At 62.1% G+C, this 16,401-nt stretch carries 19 protein-coding genes, 1 tRNA gene and 1 pseudogene; 10 read left to right on the forward strand and 11 right to left on the reverse strand.

Annotated features, from left to right (window positions below; all coding sequences use genetic code 11):
• Positions 1-78: 78 nt before the first annotated feature.
• Positions 79-189 (forward strand): annotated as a pseudogene (locus ACFO3E_RS13975) (pyridoxamine 5'-phosphate oxidase family protein); the annotation flags it as partial.
• On the opposite strand, the gene ACFO3E_RS13980 reads toward ACFO3E_RS13975, so the two are convergent.
• The 4 genes from ACFO3E_RS13980 to ACFO3E_RS13995 are packed head-to-tail and all read right to left on the reverse strand — an operon-like array spanning position 184 to position 3,797.
• Positions 184-438 (reverse strand): SDR family oxidoreductase, encoded by a 255-nt coding sequence (locus ACFO3E_RS13980; protein ID WP_380805446.1) that lies wholly within the window; start codon positions 436-438, stop codon positions 184-186. The pseudogene ACFO3E_RS13975 and the gene ACFO3E_RS13980 sit on opposite strands and share 6 nt — an antisense overlap.
• Before the next feature lie 27 nt (positions 439-465).
• Positions 466-1,230 (reverse strand): FadR/GntR family transcriptional regulator, encoded by a 765-nt coding sequence (locus ACFO3E_RS13985; RefSeq protein ID WP_066526002.1) that lies wholly within the window; start codon positions 1,228-1,230, stop codon positions 466-468.
• A 27-nt stretch (positions 1,231-1,257) separates the two neighbouring features.
• On the reverse strand, positions 1,258-2,235 hold the full coding sequence (araD1, locus tag ACFO3E_RS13990) for an AraD1 family protein (RefSeq protein WP_066526000.1): 978 nt from the start codon (positions 2,233-2,235) through the stop codon (positions 1,258-1,260).
• The gene (locus tag ACFO3E_RS13995; RefSeq protein ID WP_066525999.1) at positions 2,232-3,797 is read right to left on the reverse strand and encodes an aldehyde dehydrogenase (NADP(+)); all 1,566 of its coding nucleotides are present in this window, start codon (positions 3,795-3,797) and stop codon (positions 2,232-2,234) included. The genes araD1 and ACFO3E_RS13995 overlap by 4 nt, the downstream gene beginning before the upstream one ends.
• 787 nt (positions 3,798-4,584) lie before the next feature.
• On the opposite strand from ACFO3E_RS13995, the gene ACFO3E_RS14000 reads away from it, so the two are divergent.
• The gene (locus ACFO3E_RS14000; RefSeq protein ID WP_380805447.1) at positions 4,585-5,184 is read left to right on the forward strand and encodes a hypothetical protein; all 600 of its coding nucleotides are present in this window, start codon (positions 4,585-4,587) and stop codon (positions 5,182-5,184) included.
• A gap of 49 nt (positions 5,185-5,233) precedes the next feature.
• Positions 5,234-5,356 carry a hypothetical protein gene (locus ACFO3E_RS14005; protein ID WP_257784354.1) on the forward strand — a complete coding sequence of 41 codons (123 nt, stop codon included), beginning with the start codon at positions 5,234-5,236 and terminating at the stop codon, positions 5,354-5,356.
• 73 nt (positions 5,357-5,429) lie between these two features.
• Here the strand turns inward: ACFO3E_RS14005 and ACFO3E_RS14010 are convergent, their stop codons facing one another.
• From ACFO3E_RS14010 to ACFO3E_RS14025, 4 genes are all read right to left on the reverse strand, one after another.
• A complete protein-coding gene (locus ACFO3E_RS14010) occupies positions 5,430-6,266 on the reverse strand; it encodes a DUF2182 domain-containing protein (protein WP_066525991.1) in 837 nt (278 codons plus the stop codon).
• Complete coding sequence (locus tag ACFO3E_RS14015) at positions 6,256-6,888, reverse strand: DUF1326 domain-containing protein (RefSeq protein WP_066525988.1); 633 nt, start codon at positions 6,886-6,888, stop codon at positions 6,256-6,258. The genes ACFO3E_RS14010 and ACFO3E_RS14015 overlap by 11 nt, the downstream gene beginning before the upstream one ends.
• A 253-nt stretch (positions 6,889-7,141) precedes the next feature.
• Positions 7,142-7,651 carry a LuxR C-terminal-related transcriptional regulator gene (locus ACFO3E_RS14020; RefSeq protein WP_380805451.1) on the reverse strand — a complete coding sequence of 170 codons (510 nt, stop codon included), beginning with the start codon at positions 7,649-7,651 and terminating at the stop codon, positions 7,142-7,144.
• 783 nt (positions 7,652-8,434) lie between these two features.
• The gene (locus ACFO3E_RS14025) at positions 8,435-8,941 is read right to left on the reverse strand and encodes an outer membrane protein assembly factor BamE (RefSeq protein WP_066528934.1); all 507 of its coding nucleotides are present in this window, start codon (positions 8,939-8,941) and stop codon (positions 8,435-8,437) included.
• 140 nt (positions 8,942-9,081) lie between these two features.
• On the opposite strand from ACFO3E_RS14025, the gene ACFO3E_RS14030 reads away from it, so the two are divergent.
• From ACFO3E_RS14030 to dinB, 3 genes are read left to right on the forward strand one after another with little or no spacing between them, the layout of a single operon-like run.
• On the forward strand, positions 9,082-9,597 hold the full coding sequence (locus ACFO3E_RS14030) for a ubiquinol-cytochrome C chaperone family protein (RefSeq protein WP_066528936.1): 516 nt from the start codon (positions 9,082-9,084) through the stop codon (positions 9,595-9,597).
• Positions 9,594-10,124 carry a YceD family protein gene (locus ACFO3E_RS14035; protein ID WP_066525982.1) on the forward strand — a complete coding sequence of 177 codons (531 nt, stop codon included), beginning with the start codon at positions 9,594-9,596 and terminating at the stop codon, positions 10,122-10,124. Before ACFO3E_RS14030 ends, ACFO3E_RS14035 begins: the two co-directional genes overlap by 4 nt.
• A 52-nt stretch (positions 10,125-10,176) precedes the next feature.
• A complete protein-coding gene (gene dinB, locus ACFO3E_RS14040; RefSeq protein WP_380805454.1) occupies positions 10,177-11,256 on the forward strand; it encodes a DNA polymerase IV in 1,080 nt (359 codons plus the stop codon).
• Positions 11,257-11,263: 7 nt separating this feature from the next.
• Here dinB and ACFO3E_RS14045 read toward each other — a convergent pair whose 3' ends face one another.
• A complete protein-coding gene (locus tag ACFO3E_RS14045; protein WP_066525976.1) occupies positions 11,264-12,061 on the reverse strand; it encodes a DUF1134 domain-containing protein in 798 nt (265 codons plus the stop codon).
• A 232-nt stretch (positions 12,062-12,293) separates the two neighbouring features.
• Here ACFO3E_RS14045 and ACFO3E_RS14050 point away from each other — a divergent pair.
• Positions 12,294-12,385, forward strand: a tRNA-Ser gene (locus ACFO3E_RS14050).
• Positions 12,386-12,426: 41 nt separating this feature from the next.
• On the opposite strand, the gene ACFO3E_RS14055 is transcribed toward ACFO3E_RS14050, so the two are convergent.
• Positions 12,427-13,410 (reverse strand): polysaccharide deacetylase family protein, encoded by a 984-nt coding sequence (locus ACFO3E_RS14055; RefSeq protein ID WP_066525974.1) that lies wholly within the window; start codon positions 13,408-13,410, stop codon positions 12,427-12,429.
• A gap of 54 nt (positions 13,411-13,464) precedes the next feature.
• Positions 13,465-13,959 (reverse strand): flavin reductase family protein, encoded by a 495-nt coding sequence (locus ACFO3E_RS14060; RefSeq protein WP_066525972.1) that lies wholly within the window; start codon positions 13,957-13,959, stop codon positions 13,465-13,467.
• Between the two features lie 162 nt (positions 13,960-14,121).
• Between ACFO3E_RS14060 and cofE the strand changes: the two genes are divergently transcribed.
• From cofE to cofC, 3 genes are read left to right on the forward strand one after another with little or no spacing between them, the layout of a single operon-like run.
• On the forward strand, positions 14,122-14,880 hold the full coding sequence (cofE, locus tag ACFO3E_RS14065; protein ID WP_066525970.1) for a coenzyme F420-0:L-glutamate ligase: 759 nt from the start codon (positions 14,122-14,124) through the stop codon (positions 14,878-14,880).
• A complete protein-coding gene (gene cofD / locus ACFO3E_RS14070) occupies positions 14,877-15,809 on the forward strand; it encodes a 2-phospho-L-lactate transferase (protein WP_066525969.1) in 933 nt (310 codons plus the stop codon). Before cofE ends, cofD begins: the two co-directional genes overlap by 4 nt.
• Positions 15,810-15,812: 3 nt before the next feature.
• Positions 15,813-16,391 (forward strand): 2-phospho-L-lactate guanylyltransferase, encoded by a 579-nt coding sequence (cofC, locus tag ACFO3E_RS14075; protein ID WP_066525964.1) that lies wholly within the window; start codon positions 15,813-15,815, stop codon positions 16,389-16,391.
• Positions 16,392-16,401: the final 10 nt, after the last annotated feature.

Consider the following 16,401-nt stretch of genomic DNA (forward strand, 5'->3'; position numbering starts at 1 on the left):
ATGCGCAGCGCTGCCCTATTGGCTGCACGAAATTGGATATCCGCCGCGTCAAGTTGGAGTCCGAAATTTTTGCATTTTGCTATGATCGACAAGCTTTGGTCAAAACCTGCCGAAGCCTGGTTTCCCGGCGGGAAAACCGATCCCAATCTCGCGCTTCTGCGCTTCGACATCGACGACGCTGATCTATGGGCTGACATGGATCACCTGACCTGTCACGAAGCTCAATTCCTCGCTTGCCAGCCAGAGCGCTGCATTGGCGACGTCCACCGACATGCCTGACCGCTGAAGCGGGATCTCCCGCATGTAGAGCTGGCGCATCGCAGGAATGGCCATCCCGCCGCCGGACATGGGTGCGTCCGCCACGCCGCCTGCCGCGATGCTGTTGGCGCGGATACCTCTGGCTCCAAACTCGTTGGCGATCATTCGTCTTCCTTTCATTCTTGAGTGCGCTGGACGCCTTTCAGTTCAAGCCCCGGGGTTAGGCGAAGCGTTGGCGGCACCCGCTTCAGGTTCGCCAGTTATTCCCATATCTTCAAGCGCAAGCCGCAGCAGTTCTTCCATAGCGGCGCGGGCGCGTACCGGATCAGCGGCCGCAATTCCGTCGAAAACGGCCAGGTGATCGGCGAAGGATGGACGGGGGTCGATGCTGCGTTCCTGTTTGAAGCGTGTGGTCCAGGTGACTGCCGAACCTACCGAACTGGACAGTGATGCGAGCAATTCGTTATCCGCCGCCTCGAGGATGGTGCTGTGGAAACGCTGGTCAGCCGCGCGGCCCTCTGCTGTGGCAAGGCCTTCCTCACGCATGATGTCCAACGCTGCGCGCAGTTGCCGCACATGATCGTCCGTGCGGCGTGCGGCGGCCATGGCGGCAGCGGGAGGCTCGATGAGGCCGCGCAGTTCGAACAACTCGCGCACGAAGCGTGGATCCGGCCGTCCCGACAGGAACATCCAGGCCAACAGGTCAGGATCCAGCATGTTCCACCGCGAGCGCGGGGTCACATGCGTGCCGGCCTTCGGACGGCTCTCCAGCAGACCCTTTGCTGTGAGCAGCCGAATGCCTTCGCGATATGCGGTGCGCGAGACCCTCAAGGCTTCCGATGCTCCGATTTCTCCGCCTAGCACATGACCTGGCAGATATTCGCCTGAGAGGATGGCAATGCCCAATTGGCGCGCGACGGACTGATGAATCCGCAGACTCCTGTCTTGCTCATGATGCTCGCGCGATTTCATGCGCTCAGCCCCTCTGCAATGAACCGGTCAAAGCGCCCTCACCCTTGCCAAGCCTTCGTCCGCTGCACGGATCAGCGGATTCCGGGCGGGCAAGGTGAAGCAATCGGCCATGACTTCGAACACATCTCCCGGCTGCGTCTCTACCTTGTCGGTGAAGGAGAGTGTGGCGGTTCCGAAGAAATGCACGTGGACATCGCCTGGCCGCCGGAATTGCTGATATTTAAAATGATGATGCTCGAGATTTGCGATGCTGTGCGACATGTTCGCTTCGCCTGACAGGAACGGCCGCTCCCACAGCGTTGCGCCATCGCGCAGTATGCGGCTGGAGCCACGAATGTCCGCGGGCAATTCGCCCAGCAGCAGTTCCGGGCCCAGTGCCGCCTGCCGAAGCTTACTATGGGCAAGCCACAGATAATTAACCCTCTCCGTCACATGGTCGGAAAATTCATTTCCCAGAGCGAAGCCGAGGCGGAAGGGCGTACCGTCAGGACCGTTCAGGTAAATGCCCGCAATCTCCGGCTCTTCCCCGCCGTCACCTGCAAAGGACGGCATGGCGAAAGGATTGCCTGGCAAGACGAGAATCGATCCGTCACCCTTGTAGAACCATTCCGGCTGCACCCCTTCCTGATCGGGATCGGGCTTTCCGCCTTCTTCGCCCATCAGGAACATGCGCATGCTGTCGGTGGCATGTCCTGCCGCAGCGGCCTTGTGCATCTTATCGCGCCCTTCGGCCGACCCCAGATGCGTCAGGCCCGTGCCGCTTATCATCAGATGCGCTGGGTCCGGATGATCAATCGGTGGCAGGATGGTCACTCCTTCAAGTGAAATCCGATTCCCGCGGCAGGCATTGGCGCGTTCCAGCAGCGTGACGCCCGCCGCGATGGCATCAAGCGCCAGGCTGCGGATGGATGAGACCGCGACCAGCCGATGCGTCTCGCCGTCCGCATTGAGCGCGGCCACCCCCCGCCCCGCGCCATCGGTGAATTGTATCAGCGAGCGTATCATGCGGCCTCCTTCGCACCATTGAGACGACGGGGTAGTTTCCACGGATTGGCCTCTTGCAGCGGGGGCGGCAGCAGCGCGTCAGCCATGTCCTGATAGCAGACCGGCCGCAGGAAGCGCGCCATCGCCAAGGTGCCGACGGACGTGGTGCGCCCATCCGTGGTCGCAGGGTAGGGACCGCCATGGACCATTGCCCAGCTTACCTCGACGCCGGTCGGCCATCCATTGGCAAGCACACGACCAGCCTTCGCCTGGAGGAGGGGCAGGACGCGCAAAGCGGCTGCCTCATCTTCCGCGTCGAGGTGGATCGTGGCTGTCAGCTGTCCTTCTAGCCCCTTGATCGCCTGCGCCATCGCATCGGCATCCTTGCACCGGATCACCACCGACGATGCGCCGAACACCTCCTCGCGCAGGGCGGCGTCGCTGACGAAAGCTTCGGCGCTGGTGGCGAACAAAGCGGCGCTGCCGCAAGTTGCATCGTCGGGTCCGACTGCCAGCAAATCGGCGCCAGGATTGTCGCGCAATGCGGCGACCCCTTTCGAATAGGCGGTGCGAATAGCGGGCGTCAGCATCACTTGGGGTGATGCGGATGTGACAGCGGCTTTCGCGGCGGCGAGGAAGCGGTTGAGATCAGGTCCTTCAAGAGCGATCACGATTCCAGGATTTGTGCAGAACTGACCCGCACCGAGGGTCAGTGATCCCACAAAGGCTGCAGCGAGAGCTTCGCCGCGCGTCTTAAGGGCGTGGGGCATGAGTATGACAGGGTTGATGGAGCTCATTTCCGCGTAGACTGGAATGGGCTCCTGCCGCTTTGCCGCTATAGCCGCGAGCGCCAGTCCGCCAGAACGCGAGCCGGTGAAACCAACCGCCTTGATGCGCGAATCAGCCACAAGCGCACTGCCCAGTTCGTGAGATGCGCCCGGCAAGTAGGAGAAGGTTCCGGGATGAAGGCCGCACCCGAGAACCGCTCGCACGATAGCCCGCGCGACAAGCTCCCCGGTGGCCGGATGCGCAGGGTGGCCCTTCACGACTACTGGACACCCAGCCGCGAAGGCGGAGGCGGTGTCGCCGCCGGCAACGGAAAAGGCGAGGGGGAAATTCGATGCGCCGAAAACCGCGACGGGGCCGAGCGGCACATTCATACGGCGCAGGTCAGGCCGTGGCGGGACGCGATCAGGAAGCGCGGAATCGATCGTTATGTCGAGCCACAGGCCCACGCGAACTTCGGACGCGAAAAGGCGGAGCTGGTTGATAGTACGCGCGCGCTCGCCTTCCAGTCGCGCACGCGGCAGGCCGCTCTCACCCATGGCGTTGAGGATCAGATCGTCGCCAATCGCTTCGATCTCCTGCGCGACCGCCTCCATAAAGCCGGCACGAGTTTCGGGACTGAGCATGGCGAAGCTTTCCGCAGCGTTTGCAGCCAGCCTGCAGGCGTCGGCCAGATCCTCCTTCCCCGCGCTGGAAAAACTTTGGGCGCGTGCCACGCCGCTTGCCGCATCGAAGCCCTGAAATCTTGGCTCGCGCTGACGGCTTTCGCCGCCGATCAGGATGCTACCATCGATCAAAAGTGAATCTCCAGATTATTTCAGCAATTCCGAGGCGGGCCACCGCCCCTTGGCAATGATGTCAGCGGCAGAATGGCATCAATGTTGGACGAATATGGCCATGAAGATCGCCACGGTCGTTCGGCTCCGTTCACCATGAAGGCTCAGGAGCTGATTTACTCATACAAGCAAATATACTCATACAAGTGGTAGGTCAACCGGCCGAGCGGTACTCCACCTTCAATTTCGCTGAACGCCGTGCGATCTGCTGAAGATCTTGCCGAAGGCGGACGCACACATTGCGGCAGGGTCGCTGCTGATCTACGAAACCCTCCATGTCCGAGCCAAGTCGATTGCTATCAAGACTGTTGGCTTTCGACCCATTCGAAGGACAACTACATCAAGCCACTAATTTGCGCATGGCATGCAAAAGCGGACCGGCCGCAGCTCAAAATGACAAGTGCCTCCTGGGCGTTCGGTGGGTTGGCCATTTAGATAAAGCATTGGGCTGCTTCATATATTTAGCCAACGCATAGCGCAGAGCTATACCCTTTTAAAAATCCATATTATGCCTCCTCCGACTTTTTCGCCATCAGCATTCGTCATAGACTTCAGGGGAGACGAAGGTGGTTGAAGTGCATCGCAGGGCTTTGTCGGCTCAGTCTTCGCTCTCGCCGCTAGCTTCGGTACCATGCTTCTCTGCTAGGACTGATGAGGGACGCAAAGTTGCACCCGTCATCCTAGACAATGATTTCGCGGGCGATCCAGATGGCTTGTTGCAGCTGGCGCACCATAACCTTTGTCATCCGTGAATATTCCGCTGATAATCAGCTCTCACCTCCCGGCCAATTTCAGTAGCGGGCGTGACTCAAGCGATGGCGCCGCGCGGGCGCGCGAACTGCTCACGGTCATGAACCTTAATGGAAAACATAAGCCAATAGCCGGTGCTGACGCGGCAATGCGGTCACGCACGTCATGGACCCCCAGCCCTGCCTCGTCAGCCATCGTGCGGGAAGCTATGCGCACCGACGTTAGCGAACCGCTTTTCTATGCACCGGGCGCGGGATTGACCGAACTGGCTCTCGCATGGCTTGTGGAACGCAGATTGGCCAGCACTTTAAGCTCATCTGGGATTGAAGGCAGCGAGCATGAAGGCATTGCCAACCCGCTCCCGCAGCCGGACGAAATCGGGTTCAATTTCTCCATCGATCCGGATGCCACACAAGTAATCTTCAACGAATCCGACATCGAGATTTGGCAGGTGCCGCGTGATGCCTATCGGCAGATGCTGTTTTCCAACACGGAATTGGAAGAACTCGCCGCTTCGCCGGACGAGGCTCCAAGGGGTGCCTCTGGGATCGGTTCAGGCGTGACAAGACCTCAATCAGATGGCTCTCCGGATCGGTGATGAGCGACGCGTACACCAGGTCCGGGCGGGTCGTAGATCGGATGAGCCCATGATCGGGATCACGCTGGCAGCGATCAGCAATCTGCTTTCATTATCCGATCTCCCGTCGCCTGACGATAAGACCCTCAAACCTCATCCGGTGCGGCTTTCGCCGATCCGGTTTTTGGCGTGAGTGAGTGCAGATGGCATAGTCCCGCGAGACCTGGGGTGGAGGCGGCAGGCGTCTACCGGCCAGTTCTTAAGCGTCACAGGATGGCGAGGAGGCCCGCGAGCAGGAGCAGCAGCGCCGCGGTCCAGCGGTGCAGCCGCCAGCGCGGTGGCGCTACCTTTTGAATGGCGGCCAGGATGGTGAGCGGAGCGATCCAGGCAAGGTTCATGACGCCGCCTGCGAACAGCAGCAGCATCAAGGCCCAGCAGCAGCCCACGCAATAAAGTCCATGCCGCATACCGAGGCTGAATGCGCCCGCAGCGCCGGCCTTCCAATAGCGATGGATGAAGATGAGCGGCGACTGGCATTTTTCGAGGCAACGATGCTTGGCGGGTGTCAACTCATAGGCGGTTGCCAGCAGCAGAAGCGCCGAGGCAGCTCCTCTTTGGTCGAGCGCAAGCGTGGCGGCGGACAAGAGCCCGTTGTGCAGCAGCAATGCCTGCGCGACTGCGGCAAGGGCCGAGAATCCGGTCCACAGGGCGACATAGGCAGCGACGAACAAAAGACTGTGCAGCAGCCGCATGCTCTCGCTGTCGGACCTGTCGATCCGCGCATGGAGCAGGATCATCGGCGCGGCGGAGGGAAGCATCATCGCAACCATCATGGCCGACCACATGGCGAAGGCCGTGGCCAGATAGGCGAAGGACCAGGGATCGGCACTCATGGTCATGCCGCCCATCTCCATTCCAGCCATGTCCCTGCCCGGCATCGCAGGCATGTCAGCCATGAGCGCATGGGGGTGGGACAGAAGCCATGCCCAGGCCATCAGCCCCAGCGCCAGCAAGGCGGCTCCGACGATCAGGCTGTGGCGGGAGAGCAGGTGATTGAGGGCAAGCCCCGCCCGGCCGGGCGGGGAAGCCTGCCTAGTGGACAACGCCGCTCTCGGTCAGGTGCAGTTGCGCAAATTGGGCATGGGAATCGCTGAGTTGCACATCGACCGGCCCCTGCGTCCGCGCCCAGCCGCGGCCGACTTCGCAGACGTCATATTCGAATCCCTGAGGCAGGTTGATGCGCGCGCGATGCTCCTCCCCCGTCACCGGGTTGACGATCGGTTCTCCACGCGCGTCGATCCAGCCTGGAATGTCCAGCCGCGCGGATCGGCGGTCTATATCGACCCGCAGGTCAATAGGGGCAAAGACAGGTTCATGCACCTTGGTGAAGGTGGTGGAGAAAACTTGGAAGAAAGTGGCGCCAGGCACGGTGTCGAGGCCGCTCATGATGCGCAGTAACGCCTCGCGCTGAGGCAGATCGGCGCGTTCATCGACGATCGGCACGGCCTGGCCATTGCCTTCATGGATCGGCCCTGGCCAAGCGACGATCAGGCCAATGCGCAGCCCGGATAGATCAGTTTCGTCATGATGCCCCTGCTCGATATCTATTGCAGCGATAGCCTGACAATGACCATGTGTGGGCAATGCATTGAACTGGCACGGGCAACCGTAGGAACAGTTGCAGTGCACGAATTCCTTGCCCTTGATGGTCCAGCGCGTGGCCATGGGACCTCTCCCTTTGCCGTGAGTCTTGGACGGCGGAAGCATAGCAGTTTTGCAAACCGATCAACAGGCCGCCCAATCTTTCGCCGCCATGTGGTTACGGAGCGGCCGTGCCAGAGTGTGGCGTCGGCCAGCTCCGCAACCCTGCGCCAGGCAGGCACAGAGATGCCGGCCGCCCCTCAACCGAGACGGCCGATCTGAAGTAAGTTCTAACCATGAGGGCAGCGCCGCGGCCCTTTATGGGCCGCGGGCGATATCAGACGCGGCTGAGGGGGGCCGCGAGCCTTTCGAGCGGCGGAAGCTGAGCCGGATGGGGGATGGTGACCTCCACCGGGATAGCCGGTTCGATTTCCGACACACGGCCGCGCATACCATGGTTCGCCGCCCAGATCGCGGCCTGGGTCCGGTTCTTGACGCGCAGCTTACGCAGCACGGCCTTCACATGAACCTTCACCGTCGCCTCGCTGATGTCCATCCGCTTGGAGATGACCTTGTTGGGGCATCCCATGATGAGCCAGCGCAGGATTTCAAGCTCGCGATCCGACAGGCTGGCCGCATCCACTGGACGTTCTATTTCCAGCGCATCCGTCAACGTCGGCCGTGACTGCAATTCGTCGGCGAGTTGCGGCGGGAGTACCCGTTCGCCCATCGCGACCAGCTGCAGCGTCGCAACCAAGCGATCGCAGCTGATTTCCTTAATGATATAACCCATCGCGCCCAGCCGGAACGCCTTGAGCATAGTCTGGAAGTCAAACCGGTCGGACAAGACAACCAGGTAGGAGCAAGGGAATCGCCGCTGAAGGACTTCAACGCTGTCCGCGTCCAGCTCCTCAGTGCCATTATCTATCAGTAGCAAGGATGGCCCGGTGTCTTCTTCCGGGACCTCCACCTTTTGGAGCGCAGTGGCAATATTTGGATATTGGCAGACCCGGAAATCCCTATCCATAAGGATCCGGCTCAAACCTTCTCGAACGATTGCATTACCGCACAACAGACGCACATTGACTGGGTAAGCCATTGGGTAGTCCCCTCATGATCCCTTTCACGTTCGTTAGCAGGCCCCAAACGAAGCATGAAAGACCAGTGACTAAATGCCTGCAGTGCGACCCTTTCTTTTTCTTTCAACAACTTATGACTAGCACATTTGTGCCGTCAGAGTCCTGACCTGCGAGCGGAAATTTCGAGTTAGTGACAATATCCGCTAACAGTTTGTTAAGGCTTGGAAATTTTATCCTAACCCTTTTGACTATGTCATAGATGCAGCGCCTGAAATACTACTTTTGGCTTACTGCAGAGGACATGATGGAAGCATATGCCTCACCCGGCAAGGTTGCGAGTCTCTATTTATTAATAGCCAAGATTAATTGGCTTTCTTAACCAGAACAAAGACTTGGATCGCATCCAATAACCATGTCCGCGCCAGTCGCGCTGCATTAGGCTCGGGGGACTCGGGAGATGGTGGATTCTAAGCAACAGTCGCTATTTACATGCGTCCATCGTTGCGGTTCGGTAATGAACGGAGAAAAAGGGTCAGGTACTTGCCCAACGCTTAGCTGCCGTTGGGACCGCCGCCGCCGCCAGTATTGCTGCCGCCGCCAGCCCCGCCCATACCACCGGCGCCCACCGCGCCGATATTTCCGAAAATCTCATCGAACAGGCTGCGATGACGGCCCAGCGTGGGGGTCTTGTCGCCGGAGGGCGAGATTTTCGCGACCTGCTCCAAGCCCATACGATCAACAGCGACCACATTGCCCGCCGCGTCGAAGCGGACATGCAGAATGGTCTGCGCCGCGGGCTTGGGATTGGAGAAAGCCAGGGCGCGCATGTCGCGCGACACATAATACCAGTCCTGATCGCCAAACTGCGCCGTGAAGCTGGGACGGCCCAACGTGCCTTCGACCGATGCGCGGTTATCGACGCCGGGCTGGATCGAATCGACCAGCAGCTTGTCCACCTGATATCCCTGATGGGTCCGGATGCGCGTGCAGCCCGATGCGCCCAGGACAAGCGCGCCGAGGCCGACGGCAAGCAACAGATGTCGGCTGAACAGACGCATGAACTTCTCCTGCCGGGACGAGCCCGGAAAACGCGAAAACCAAAGCCGCCATTGCATCGCGCGGCCCAGCGATCAATATGGAAATGCGCGAGCCCCGGCAAGGGGGCCTCCGCTTCGTTCAGCCAGGAAACCGCTTCATCATGCCCAACCTCTTCCAGCGCCTGTTTGCGCGCAGCGACCCAAAGGACGCGATGCAGCCGCTCTATCAGGCTACCGTTCATGAAGGACGTCAGCCGCATTGGTATCTGGAAGGCAAGGTGCCCGATACGATCGACGGCCGGTTCGACATGATCGTCGCCATATTGGCGCAGGTGCTGATGCGGCTGGAGGCGCTGGGCGCCAGCCAAGAAAGCGTATGGCTGACCGAGTTGTTCGTCGATGACATGGACGGGCAGCTCCGGCAGGAGGGCATTGGCGATGTGGTGGTCGGCAAGCATATCGGCCGGATGGTGAGCGCCTTGGGCGGTCGTTCGGCCGCCTACCGCGCGGCGCTTTCGGGCGAAGCGGAACTGCGGGAGGCGCTGGTACGCAACCTCTACCGCGGGGAGGTGCCTGCGGGGGAGGCGATCACCCATGTCGAATCTTGTCTGCGCGCGCGCTGGATTCGGCTCGCCGCGCTGTCGCGCGACGCGCTGCTGACGGGAGACCTCGGATGAGCAGCCCGGCACCTGAATTTTCGCGGCCCGTCCGCATCGATCAAATCGCCCGGCACGCGCAAGGCGTCACCATTGCCGCCGACGCCAGTGAACGCGAGGCATTGGCGCGGCGCTTCAACCTGTTGGCGCTCGACCGGTTGGAAGCCGACTATGCGATGAGCGAGGAAAATGGCGCGATCGTGGCGCGCGGGCGGGTGCGGGCTGAGCTGGCCCAGCCATGCGTCGCTACGGGCGTCGCGGTGCCGGAGAAGATCGATACTGATTTCCTGCTGCGCTTCGTAGCCGAGAGCGGCGAGGCGGCGGAAGGGGAAGAATTGGAGATCGATTCGGAAGATTGCGATGTCATCGGCTTTGATGGCCAGATGATCGACATGGGTGAAGCGGTAGCCGAAACAGTGGTTTTGGCGATGACGCCCTATCCGCGCTCGCTCGATGCCGACACCTATCTTCGCGAAGCAGGTGTGCTAAGCGAGGAGCAGGCGAGCCCCTTTGCCGCCCTGCTGTCGCTCAAGGACAAGAAGCCCTGAGCTGAAGGCTTCGCGTTTCCCTTTCGTTCCTGCTGTGGCATAAAGCCGCGCTATGGAGAGCCCGCCGCGCAAGATCATCCATATCGACATGGATGCCTTTTATGCGTCGGTCGAACAGCGCGACGCCCCCGAACTGCGGGGAAAACCGATCGCGGTTGGCGGCGGCGGGCCCCGCGGCGTGGTCGCCACGGCGAGCTACGAAGCGCGCGTCTTTGGCGTAAAGTCGGCCATGCCGCGCGCGCGGGCGCGGCGGCTTTGCCCCGACCTGCTGTTCGTGAAGCCTCGTTTCGAGGCATATCGCGCGGTCTCGGCGCAGGTGCGGGAGATTTTCGCCCGCTTTACCGACATCATCCAGCCCCTGTCGCTGGACGAGGCGTATCTCGACGTGACGACGGACAAGCTGGGCATGTCATCCGCAACGATGATCGCCGAAGAGATCAGGCGGATGATCCGAGAGGAGACCGGCCTCACCGCTTCTGCAGGCGTCTCCTACAACAAGCTGATCGCCAAGCTCGCTTCGGACCAGAACAAGCCGGACGGCATTTGCGTCGTCCGGCCCGGCGAAGGTGCAGACTTCATGGCGAAGATGCCGGTGCGGCGCATCCATGGCGTGGGACCTGTGACGGCGCAGCGGATGCATGTCCTGGGCATAGAAACCGGGGCGGACCTGCGAGCGCGAGACCTTCCCTTCCTGCAGCAGCATTTCGGCAGCGCCGCACCCTTTTATTACCGGGCTGCGCGGGGTGAAGACGACCGGCCGGTGCATGAACGGCAGGAAAGAAAGTCGGTCAGCGTCGAGGACACTTTTGTCGACGATCTCCTGACGGAGGAGGCGCTGGTCGCCGAAATCGATCGGATTGCGAAGAGTCTGTGGAGCAGGATCGAGAAAAGCGGCGCCTATGGCAGGACTGTGGTACTGAAGATCAAATTTGCGGATTTTCGGATCATCACCCGGTCAAAAAGCATGGGCGCGCCGGTTCGCTCGGCGGAACTGCTGGCCGAGACCGGGCGCGCCTTGCTGGTCGCTCAGTTGCCGCTCCGCATGGGAGCACGGCTGCTGGGCCTCGGCGTGCACAATCTCGACCAGGAGGAGGGCGCAGAGGCGGGACAGCAACTCAGCTTCCCGCTCTGAACCGGCATCAGAAGGGCAGCCAGTTCCGCTTTTCCGTGAACTTCATGTAACCGGCGTTGACGCCCAGCCGATAACCGACACCCAGCCGGATCGGAATTAGCACGACGCTGCCCCAGCGCAGATAGCTGGCGGTGAACCCACCCACCAGATAAGCCGTGCCTTCGGCCGCTGGGAAGCGATGGTAAAGGTCCTGCGTGTCGTAGAGATTATATACGAGGACGAAGGTGTTGGCGGCATTGCCGCCCACATCAAAACCGATGGATGGGCCAGTCCAATAGACCTGTCGCCGCCCTTCGACCTTATGGTTGAGAGTGCCCGATCCGTAGCGCAGGCCAACAACGAACGCGCCCGAGGCTTCGCGCCCGGCGATATAGGCGTTGGGACGCCCCTGATCCTTCAGGATCTTTTCGATCATGCCGGCAAGCCCCTCGGCGCCCTTGCCGAACACGCCCTCGGCCGCGCCGATCAGATCATCTTCCTGGTAGGACTCAGCTGGAGTGAGGGCGGCGGGCGGCGAGTTAGCTGTGACGGGCGCGCCCGTCGCAGTGCTGCTGCCCGTAGCAGGAGGGACCGAATCCTGCGTGGCCGCGCTTGAAGGCGGCACGCTGCTATCGACGCCCGGGTCGGTAGGCGCGCCGTTCGATGGCGGAACAGGGGCGAGGTCTGCATCAATCGCGGTGTTGGGATCGACGGTGCGCACCTGCGCCTGCGCAGCGAGCGGCGTCACCGCCATGCCAGCAGTCGCCAAGACCCATGTGCCGCCACGCGCGACGCGGGCCGTAATCCGCTTTACCATCCCGATCATGCCCGCAACTCCCCGAATTCCCGCTCTTCAACCATCTGTTAGATTATCGGATAGCAAGCTGAAACGACAATGAACGAACGGCGATCCGAGTCGATTCCGGGCTGGAACGAATCCGATAGGCAGAATTGCGAGAATTTCGTGGCATAGACCCGTTGCCTTGCGCGAAAGCCGCCGTTATAGCGCTTCTCGCCTAGCCGCTGTCCCGCCCCAAGCGGGCGTTCAGGCCATGTTTGGAGACGTGGGTGAGTGGCTGAAACCAACGGTTTGCTAAACCGTCGTACTGTGAATACGGTACCGAGGGTTCGAATCCCTCCGTCTCCGCCACCTTTCCATCGTCGATCCGGCTTCGGCCGCTGCTGCCGGCGTCAGGCCGGGATCAGCCGCCTTTCATAACACCAGCTTGCCCATAGCTGTTGCGCCATGCGGCCGGCGGTGCGCAGGCGGTTGGGCGGCACGCGGGTCTGGAGCGGCTTCTTCTCATCGGCAAGGCTGGGGGGAAGGTCGCGAAAGCCACAGACGCGCAAGTTCGCGATCTCCGCGGCCTGCCGGCATAGGGCGGTGAAACGGCGCATCACCGCATGATTGGGACGCTGCCGGTCGCGCGAGAGCATTTCGAAGCTGTGCGTGACGACGACGAAGGCCGGATGGCGCTCCTGTACGGCGTGACGCAGCCCCATGCGCATCTCTCCAGCCGACATGGCGCAGATCTGAGCGGGACGAAAGCCGCCCGGACGATCGATAATGCCCGACACAGGCAGTTCGGAGACGGCGAACCTGTGCGAAGGGCCGATCTGGTCGCCCGCGCCGCTGATGCGGCAGCCATAGCGGCGATAAGCGGGATTGACGCTGCTGTCCCAATTGATGCCGACCCGCGCCAGCGCCCGCAGCGTATCATCATTGGCGCCAAAATTGCCCGCGCGGAAGGCCGTGACGGCGGGCGCGCCTCCCTGTTCCAGCAAGCGTTGCCCCAACGTCAGCAACGTCACCTGATCATCCAGGGCGAAATCGCCGATATTGCGGCCCTGCCGCCCTCCAAGAGGAGACCCAGAGGCCCAACGCAGCCATTCGCTATGGATATGAAGCTGCACCTCATGTCCGCGCCTAGCGATCGCGGCGACGATAGGCTTTAGAAATTCGGTTCCATGGACAAGCGCGGGCATGGGGTCGAGAAAGAACACTCCTCTAAGGCCATGCCGTTCCAGCTCGTCCATCTGCCAACCGATACCATAGGCGCGGCCCTGCGCGCATACACCCCATATCGAAGAGCGGACATTGTCGTCCAAGCCGACGCCGCGCTCGTGCAGTAGGGCCGACAACTCCGTGTCAATGGTGATCAGCAAGTCGGTCATGATCCGACCGCCTTAACCAACCCGTGTTAAGGAGCGGTAACGCAGCCGCCCATGTCAGGGGAGATGCGCGAATTCGCCATAGGCTCCTTGGAAGAAAAGCAGCGGCTTGTCCGGCCGATCGACTTCCAGCGCCTTGACCCTGCCGAGGACGATATAATGGTCGCCTGCCTCATGCACCGCCTCCAGCGTGCAGTCGATCCACGCGACGACGCCGTCCAAGATTGGCGAGCCCAGGAAAGACACGCGATGCGCCACACCCGCGAACTTGTCGGCGCCCTTGGCCGAGAACTGGCGGCAGAGCAGTTGCTGGTCGCTCGCCAGCACATTCACGCAAAAGCGTCCTGCCTGTTCGATCCGCGGCCAACTGCTGGAGGATTTCGCCGGAAAGAAGGCCACCAGCGGCGGGTCGAGGGAAACGGAAGTGAAGGAGCCAACCACCATGCCGGTGGGACCATCCTGATCCACCGCGGTCACGACGCAAACGCCTGTCGGATAATGGCCCAGCACGCGCCGGAAGGTAGTGCTGTCAAATTCTACGGCGTCGGTCATGGCTGGTCTTTCCGAGAGTCGGGATTGAGAGGGCGTTCAGCCTGGATTGTTCGCGCCTTGCTATAAGGCTGGCAAGGAAAACCACGCTGTCGATCGGCAGGCGCCGCCGATTCGCGCCATGGAGCGGCTACCCACCAGCGCGCGGGCGCGTTACAGCGCGCTATGATTGCGATTCATCCGCTGACCGGCATGCCGGAAATCAACGCCGGTGACGACCTGGCGACGCTGCTGCGAGAGGGGCTGGAGGCTCCCGGACTATGGCCGGTGCAGGCAAATGACGTGCTGGTCGTGACCCAGAAGATTCTGTCCAAGGCGGAAGGCCGCATGGTCGATCTGGACGAGGTGGAGCCCAGCCCCGAGGCGCTGGCGCTGGCAGAGACGACGCGCAAGGATGCTCGGCTGGTCGAACTGGTGCTGCGCGAAAGCAGCGCGGTCGTGCGCGCCGTGCCCCATGTGCTGATCACCCGCCACCGGCTGGGGCATGTTATGGCCAACAGCGGCATTGATCGGTCCAACATCGGACCCGGCGGATCGGAGCGGGCGCTGCTGCTGCCCATCGATCCTGATCGGTCGGCGGCAGGGCTAAGCCGTGCGCTTGCCGGTGAAAGCGGGATCGCGCCAGCGGTGGTCATATCCGACAGTTTCGGGCGGCCATGGCGGCATGGTGTGGTCGGCGTTGCGATCGGCGCAGCGGGACTGCCCGCGTTGGTTGATCGCCGAGGCGAGCAAGACAGAGACGGCCGCCGGCTGGAGGTGACGCAGATCGCACTTGCAGACCAGATCGCGACGGCAGCGGCGCTGGCCACTGGCGAGGGTGCGGAAGGCATACCGGCGGTGCTGATCCGCGGCTTGCCGCTGCCCGATGGCGATGCGCCTGCCGCCGCGCTGGTTCGCCCGCTGCAGGAGGATCTTTTCCGATGAGCCGCATCGTCGTGCTGACCGGAGGGGTGGGCGGAGCCAAGCTCGTTTTGGGGCTGATGCGGGTATGCCGGCCGAAGGACATCACGGCAATCGTCAATACAGGCGACGATTTCCGCCATATGGGGCTGGCGGTTTCGCCGGACATTGACACCCTGCTTTACACGCTCGCTGGCAAGGCCAATGCGGCGCAGGGATGGGGCCGTGAAGGCGAAAGCTGGAGCTTCATGGATGTGCTGAAGTCGCTGGGCGGCGAGAATTGGTTCCTGCTGGGCGACGGCGATCTGGCGCTGCATGTGCTGCGTTCACACCTGCTGGCGAACGGGGAGACGTTGAGTGCGACAACGGCCCGCTTCGCTGCGGCATGGGGGCTAGGCTTGACCATGTTGCCAATGAGCGATGACCCGGTCGCCACCCACCTAACAACTGACGAAGGCGATCTGCCCTTCCAGCGTTATTTCGTCCAACGGCGCTGCGCTCCTGCCGTACAGGCGATCCGATTTGAAGGCGCCGCGCGTGCGGTCCCAGCGCCCGGCGTGATCGAGGCGATCAGCGATCCGGAGACACGGGCCATCCTGATCGCGCCGTCCAATCCCTGGCTGAGCGTCGATCCGGTGCTGGCGGTGCCGGGCATCCGCGAGGCGCTGGCGGCGGCAAAGGCTCCGGTCGTGGCCGTCTCCCCGATCGTTGGCGGGCAGGCAGTGAAGGGGCCAACCGCCAAGCTGATGGGCGAGTTGGGGCTGGCCGTCACCAACCAGAGCATTGCTGCGCATTATGCGGGTGTGATCGACGGGCTGCTGATCGACGGACGGGACGATGCGGCTGACCTTTTGATCCCGCATGACGTCACTGACACGCTGATGAAGACGCTGGAGGATCGGGAGAGAGTCGCGCGCGCCGCTCTGGCACTGGCGGACCGGATCGCAGGTTGAGCCGTGCGCTGCTGGATCGTCATCCCGATCAAGGCTCCAGAGGCGTGCAAGACACGGCTCTCCCCGGCGCTGGGCGATAGCGAGCGGCAGGCTTTGGTGGCCGAGATGCTGCATAAGACGGTTTCTGCCGCGCAGGCTGTGGCCGGGCGGGACCAGGTGCTACTGCTTGGGCCTTCGCGTCATGGGCTGGATGCGGACATAAGCCTGCTTGCCGATCCGGGGCGTGGCCTCAATGCAGCAGTGACAAGCGCGCGGGACACCGCCGTCCGGGAGGGGATCGGACGATTGCTCCTGCTATCTGCGGATCTGCCGACGATCGAACCCGAAGATGTGGCGGCGTTGCTTGATGTAGCTGCGGACGCTGTTGCTGGCGGGCCTGACCGCGCGGGGAAGGGCACCAATGCATTGTCCCTGCCCCTGCCCGCCGCATCGCAATTCCGTTTCCGTTACGGCGAAGGGAGCTTTGCCGCGCACCGGGCCGAGGCCGCGCGGCTTCGCCTTCCATTCCTGACCATCGACCGGCCCGGCCTGGGCCTGGACATCGACGGGCCCGACGAAGTGGCGCTCTGGCGGCAGGGCTGAACGCCCCGCT

This window comes from Sphingobium tyrosinilyticum (assembly GCF_042654265.1).
In the GTDB taxonomy this organism is placed as follows: Bacteria; Pseudomonadota; Alphaproteobacteria; order Sphingomonadales; family Sphingomonadaceae; genus Sphingobium; species Sphingobium tyrosinilyticum.

Excerpts from the sequence above, each read along its gene's own strand:
- cofE (WP_066525970.1), top strand. The coding sequence starts at position 14,122 with ATGATTGCGATTCATCCGCTGACCGGCATGCCGGAAATCAACGCCGGT.
- cofD (WP_066525969.1), top strand. The coding sequence starts at position 14,877 with ATGAGCCGCATCGTCGTGCTGACCGGAGGGGTGGGCGGAGCCAAGCTC.
- ACFO3E_RS14025 (WP_066528934.1), bottom strand. The coding sequence starts at position 8,941 with ATGCGTCTGTTCAGCCGACATCTGTTGCTTGCCGTCGGCCTCGGCGCG.
- ACFO3E_RS14055 (WP_066525974.1), bottom strand. The coding sequence starts at position 13,410 with ATGACCGACTTGCTGATCACCATTGACACGGAGTTGTCGGCCCTACTG.
- araD1 (WP_066526000.1), bottom strand. The coding sequence starts at position 2,235 with ATGATACGCTCGCTGATACAATTCACCGATGGCGCGGGGCGGGGGGTG.
- ACFO3E_RS14035 (WP_066525982.1), top strand. The coding sequence starts at position 9,594 with ATGAGCAGCCCGGCACCTGAATTTTCGCGGCCCGTCCGCATCGATCAA.
- ACFO3E_RS14015 (WP_066525988.1), bottom strand. The coding sequence starts at position 6,888 with ATGGCCACGCGCTGGACCATCAAGGGCAAGGAATTCGTGCACTGCAAC.
- ACFO3E_RS14060 (WP_066525972.1), bottom strand. The coding sequence starts at position 13,959 with ATGACCGACGCCGTAGAATTTGACAGCACTACCTTCCGGCGCGTGCTG.
- ACFO3E_RS14030 (WP_066528936.1), top strand. The coding sequence starts at position 9,082 with ATGCCCAACCTCTTCCAGCGCCTGTTTGCGCGCAGCGACCCAAAGGAC.
- ACFO3E_RS14005 (WP_257784354.1), top strand. The coding sequence starts at position 5,234 with ATGATCGGGATCACGCTGGCAGCGATCAGCAATCTGCTTTCATTATCC.
- ACFO3E_RS13980 (WP_380805446.1), bottom strand. The coding sequence starts at position 438 with ATGAAAGGAAGACGAATGATCGCCAACGAGTTTGGAGCCAGAGGTATC.
- dinB (WP_380805454.1), top strand. The coding sequence starts at position 10,177 with ATGGAGAGCCCGCCGCGCAAGATCATCCATATCGACATGGATGCCTTT.
- ACFO3E_RS14045 (WP_066525976.1), bottom strand. The coding sequence starts at position 12,061 with ATGATCGGGATGGTAAAGCGGATTACGGCCCGCGTCGCGCGTGGCGGC.
- ACFO3E_RS13985 (WP_066526002.1), bottom strand. The coding sequence starts at position 1,230 with ATGAAATCGCGCGAGCATCATGAGCAAGACAGGAGTCTGCGGATTCAT.